The sequence below is a fragment of the uncultured Pseudoramibacter sp. genome, assembly GCF_903789625.1.
Lineage (GTDB): Bacteria > Bacillota > Clostridia > Eubacteriales > Eubacteriaceae > Pseudoramibacter > Pseudoramibacter fermentans.
This window is the reverse complement of record NZ_CAIFFF010000025.1, coordinates 1-5,312: the sequence shown is the minus strand read 5'-3', so window position 1 is coordinate 5,312 and position 5,312 is coordinate 1. Positions and strand designations below refer to the sequence as shown.

General features: G+C 53.9%; 5 protein-coding genes. 3 read left to right on the top strand and 2 right to left on the bottom strand.

The window, feature by feature from the left end; translation table 11 throughout:
- Positions 1–123: 123 nt before the first annotated feature.
- A complete protein-coding gene (locus tag QZX60_RS09260; protein WP_295364109.1) occupies positions 124–2,085 on the bottom strand; it encodes a GGDEF domain-containing phosphodiesterase in 1,962 nt (653 codons plus the stop codon).
- Between the two features lie 70 nt (positions 2,086–2,155).
- Between QZX60_RS09260 and QZX60_RS09255 the strand changes: the two genes are divergently transcribed.
- Both QZX60_RS09255 and QZX60_RS09250 read left to right on the top strand, forming a co-directional pair.
- Positions 2,156–2,740 carry a helix-turn-helix domain-containing protein gene (locus QZX60_RS09255; RefSeq protein ID WP_295364106.1) on the top strand — a complete coding sequence of 195 codons (585 nt, stop codon included), beginning with the start codon at positions 2,156–2,158 and terminating at the stop codon, positions 2,738–2,740.
- Between the two features lie 41 nt (positions 2,741–2,781).
- Positions 2,782–3,456, top strand: coding sequence for a flavodoxin family protein (locus QZX60_RS09250; protein WP_295364103.1), 675 nt, complete (start codon positions 2,782–2,784; stop codon positions 3,454–3,456).
- Between the two features lie 6 nt (positions 3,457–3,462).
- Here QZX60_RS09250 and QZX60_RS09245 read toward each other — a convergent pair whose 3' ends face one another.
- On the bottom strand, positions 3,463–4,737 hold the full coding sequence (locus QZX60_RS09245) for an ATP-binding protein (protein ID WP_295364099.1): 1,275 nt from the start codon (positions 4,735–4,737) through the stop codon (positions 3,463–3,465).
- 247 nt (positions 4,738–4,984) lie between these two features.
- Here QZX60_RS09245 and QZX60_RS09240 point away from each other — a divergent pair, with 247 nt between their 5' ends.
- The gene (locus tag QZX60_RS09240; RefSeq protein WP_268892597.1) at positions 4,985–5,116 is read left to right on the top strand and encodes a hypothetical protein; all 132 of its coding nucleotides are present in this window, start codon (positions 4,985–4,987) and stop codon (positions 5,114–5,116) included.
- The last annotated feature ends 196 nt before the right edge of the window (positions 5,117–5,312 follow it).

Below are 5,312 nucleotides of genomic sequence, written 5' to 3'. Positions count from 1 at the left end.
AAATCAAACGAGGCTCTGAGTATTTTCTCAGAGCCTCGTTTGTCTACAGTCTGAGGCATCGCCTCCGTATTTTCATACGGTTGCGATGCCTTTTTGTCTGTCATTTACAAAATAGCAGTGCGTTCAAAACTCAAACCCCTGCTCCGGAATCTGATCGGGCGGGACGGGTTTGCTGAACAGGTAGCCCTGGGCGTAGGTACAGCCGATTTCTTTGAGGAAGGCATAGTGTTCGGCGGTTTCGACGCCCTCGGCCACGGTCCGGATGCCCAGATCGGCGGCCATCCGGCAGACGGCGCGCACAATGGTCTTGGAACGCACGTCGAATTTGCGCATGAAGGCCATATCGATTTTGATGACGTCAAATTGATAATCCTTCAGGACGTTGAGAGAAGAGTACCCGGAACCGAAGTCGTCCATCCAGACCTCCAGCCCCATGTCGTGAAACCGGCGGATGGCCCGCCGCATAACGGCCGAATCGCCGTTGAGCGCAGTCTCGGTAATTTCCACATGGACCAGCCTTTTCGGGATCTGTTCTTCCCCGATGATGGTCTCGATTTCTGAGAACAAATCGATGTCGGCCTCGAGATCGGTCCGGGAAATATTGAAGCTGATGGGCAGCACCGGCCGTCCGGCCGCCTGCCATTCCTTAAGCTGTCTGCCATATTGGCGCAGCACGTTGAGATCGACCTTGTAAATCATCCGGACGGTTTCCAGGGGCTCGACAAATTGGTCGGGCGTGAGGAAGCCGTATTGGGGGTCGATCCAGCGCGACAGGGCCTCGCAGCTGGCCGCGGTTTTGGTCTGCACGTCGACGAGAGGCTGGTAATAGACCTGCAGCCAGCCATCCTTGACCGCCCGGTCGACGTTTGAGAGAACGTGGAGCCGAATCGCTTCATTTTTGCGCATGGCGTCGTCGTAAAACTTAACCGCCGTCCGGGTGCCGGCCAAGTGACGGTCGGCGACCGCGGCCAAATCGATGAGCGTGGTCAGCTGGCTGTAGTGAGTTTTGTCCATCACCTCATCGAGATCGGCCGCCGGGCAGAGCCCCACATTAAACGTCAGGGTTTCATCCAGGCTGAGGGCCTCAACCTGCCTTGCGACCTGGTCAAAGCGTTCCGCGGCCTGATCGCAGGGCACGATACCGGCAAAATGGGTGCCGGAGATCCGCGCGACGATCCCGTTTGGGAAAGCCGCCGTCAAGTACGCCGCGGTTTGGCGCAAAATGGCTGTCCCGGCGTCGTAGCCGTGGAGAATGTTCACATCCCGGAAGTTGGCGATATCGGAATAAAACACGGCTAACGCCGGCCCGCCCGCCTGAGCGCGGCGGATCATGGCGCCGCCGTGCTCCAGCAGATAGCTCAAACTTCTGGCGCCGGTCACCGTGTCGTCATCGTGCTCCCGGATGTAATTTTCGTATTTCATGATGGCGAAAAAATTGAACTTCATGAAAATGACGAAGAGAATCACGAGAAGCGCCCCCGCAATCGCAAGGGCATACGCCAGCTGATTGCCAATGGTGTCCGCGCCGCCGTTTAAGGCGATGCGCGGCAGTTCCGCCTCGACTCCGATCAGAATCATAAAGGCGATGGCCGTCCCGTGGAAGCGCCGGTCCATCCGCAGCATTGATTTTTCAAAAAGAATATAGCGGATTTCTTTTTTGAAACAGAAGACCAGCGCCATGCTGAGGGCCACCGTGATCAGCATGCGCTGCAGCGACGTCATGGCGATGAGCATCGCCATACAGTTGGCGTTGAAAAACAGCGTGTAGATAAACGCCGGAGCCGGCCCCTGAACGCCGACGATTTCCCGGTACAGGCCCATCAGGAAGAAAACCGGCAGCAGCAGACACCCCGTCGCGATCAGGAAATCCAAAAGGGTGCCTGTCACCTGGCACTGGCTGACGATCGCCGTGTACAATAACCCCGACAGCATCTGCGCCGTGTTGTAGGAGACCAGGAAGGCCAGCAGCCCCTTCTGCCATTTGGTTTTGACATCAGCCCCGCGAAAGACCAGCCAAAGGGTGACCCACGCGAAGACCACGCCTTGTACCACGTCGGTGTAATTTCGCGACCAATAGGCCGCCATTCTACGCTCCGTAGGTTGCCGGCGCGCCGAAACCGTGCTATCCTCAACTCATCAAACAGGAGGACACCCTATGAACAATTACGTCACCGGGGCCACAATCAAAAGGCTCCGCGAAAAACAGAACCTGACCCAAGCTCAGCTGGCCGAAAAACTCGCCGTCAGCGACAAGACCATCTCCAAATGGGAAACCGGCAAGGGCTTTCCCGATATCTCGCTGATCGAGCCGCTGGCTCAGGTGCTCGGCGTCTCCGTGCCGGAGCTGCTCTCCGGCGAGGCCATCGTCAACACCAACCGCGCGGGCAATCTGCTGCGCTCCCACCTCTACGTCTGCCCGGTCTGCGGGAATGTGCTGTACGCCACCGGCTCGGCGATGATTTCCTGCTGCGGGATCACGCTGCCGCCTCTGGAGGCGGAGGCGGCGGACGCGGCCCACACCGCAGTCTGCGAAAAAATCGAAGACGAGCTTCACGTCTCCGTCGACCACCCGATGACCAAGGATCACCACCTCACCTTCATCGCCTTCCTCAACGGCGGCCGGTTCGAGTTCGTCCGCCTCTACCCGGAAGGCCCCGCCGAGGCGCGGTTCTTCTCCCGCGGGCACGGTGTGGTGTTCTGGTATTGCAACCATCACGGCCTTTTTTCGCAGAAAATATAAAAAGAATTAGAAAAACGAATTAAAACAAATAGGAGAAAAATATGAAAGTTACTGTATTTAACGGCAGCCCGGCCGGGCCGAACAGCGCAACCCAGGCCATTGCCGACGCCTTTTTGAAGGGCGCGGCGTCTGCCGGCGTCAACACCCAAACGATTTATTTGAGAGACGAAAAAATCGGCCACTGCCGGGGCTGCTTCGCCTGCTGGTTCAAAACACCCGGGCGCTGTGTCCAACACGATGACATGGCGGCGCTGCTCGATCTTTACAACACGTCCGATATCGTCTGCTTCGGCACCCCGGTCTACACCTGGAACATGACGGCGTATTTGAAGAATTTCGTCGACCGCCTGACGCCGCTCAAAGCGCCGAAAATTCAGGAGGCCCACGGGCATTTTGATCTCGAAGATGCCGAGGCGAAGACCCAGAAATTCGTCGTGCTCGCCAACTGCGGCTTCCCCGGGGAAAAGAATTTCGATGTGCTGCGCGCGGCCATGGCCTGCTGCAATCCGTCCCTCGAAGTTTACCGCAACTGCGGCCGGCTTCTCAAATCGCAAGACCCAGCCGTTCAGGAAAAAGTCGCCGAGTGGCTCACCGCCGTCGAAATCGCCGGCGCGGAAATGGCCGCCGGGCAGACGGTCTCACCTGCGGTCCACGAAGCCCTAGACGCGCCGCTGATGTCCATCCCGGATTACGTGAAGTATATTCAGATGGGGTGACGCCGATTATGGTTTTAAGCAGGAGACCGGCACGACACACACGCCGTCTCGCCGTTTGTACGCAAAGGGGGCTACGCCGCATAAAACCATGAGAAATGCGGGTGCTTTCATTTTCGTCGTATCAATTTTTTTCGCCAAGGCGATGAGGTTTTTCGCCCCTTCTTCTATAAACGGATCCCCGCCGAGCTTCACCTCAATCAAGCCATAGGCGCCGCCTCGCAGATGTATGACCGCATCACATTCGAGATTTGTTTTGTCGCGGTAGTGATAAATACTGCCGTCCAACGCGTCTGCGTAAACACGCAAATCCCGAATGCACAGATTTTCAAAGATCAACCCCATCGTGTTTAAATCATTGATGAGATCATTCGGGCCAAGTCCGAGTGCCGCCGCAGCAATGGACGGATCGACGAAATAACGTGTATCCTTTGAACGAATAGCTGTTTTTGAGCGCAAATTTGGATTCCATGCTGGAGCATCTTCAATAACAAAAATCTTTTTTAATGCGTTAATATAGTCATACAGCGTCGTCGCACTAAAGCTTTCTTCTGTATCATTCGCAATCACATCTTGACGAATGGCCTCAAGCGACGCCTGTGACGCAATATTTCTGGCATATGAGCGCAGCAGCCGTTTCGTCCGCTCCGCATCGCGCGCGGTCCCATCGACGCGGCGGATATCGTCCGAAACCACGGCGTCGACATAATCAATGGCCTGCCTTAATGCGACCTGCTCGCTTTCGCCAATCGCTCTCGGCCATCCGCCTCGGCAAATTTCAAAGGCAATATCTTCAATGGTATGATCGTCCATGCCTGCAATATCTTTTCCATCAAATAAGTCTTTTAACGAAACCTGTCCGTTGGAGTCGCCGGATTCGTACAAGCTCATCGGACGCATTTTCAGCCTCGCGATGCGTCCTGTTCCCGTATGGGCGGATGCATCCAACTCCGCCGGCACGGCCGATCCTGTTAAAATAAATTGGCCGAAATCATAGCGTTGATCCACTTCATATCGAACCGCATTCCAAAGATTTGGCGCGAGCTGCCACTCGTCAATCAGACGCGGCACCTCTCCTTTTAATAACAGCAATGGATTGATCGCCGCCATCTCTTGATATTGCCGCGTTTGATCCGGACGATCCATCTCAAGTACACTTTTGGCAAATTGTTTACCTGTTGTCGTTTTGCCGCACCATTTCGGACCTTCTATCAAAACAGCGCCTTTGGATGCGAGCCTGTTTTTTAAGATACCATCCGCCGTTCTCGGCATATATTTTTTCATTTTTACGCTCCATTAAAGTATTTGGACTATTTCTAGTATAGCATTTGGCTCATTTTTATTAAAGTGTTTGGACTGTTTTTATTAAAGTATTTGGCTTTTTGCGTTCAATTTTTTTAAAAATTCATAATTTTTTTTAATAACTTGATTGAAATCAAGGTACGCGCGGGCGAATCGCTCTATACTCTAAGCATCAACAAAAAACATTGTTTTCGGGTCAGCCCCCGAAAACCGAAAGAAGGTATTGATTATGAAGAGAGAAGCATTAAAACGTTTATACGGTCATCCGGAAGATGTAAGACGCGCACTCGGCGCAGGCGAATCGGCGTTCAAACGCCTCTACCGCACCCCGAAAAACGTCTGGACGCTTGGCAGACACTAAATTAAACAGGAAAGAAAATCCTCACATAAGTCATATTTCCCACTTTTACAGACTGCGCCGGCGCTGCCGGCTATGTCCTTTTTGCAGAAGACCCGCCGGTGATATGTGCCCTCTTTACTGGACAAACCAGTAAGGAGGGTATTTTAATGCGATACAGTTATGAGTACAAAAGAAAGGCCGTAGAATTATATCGACA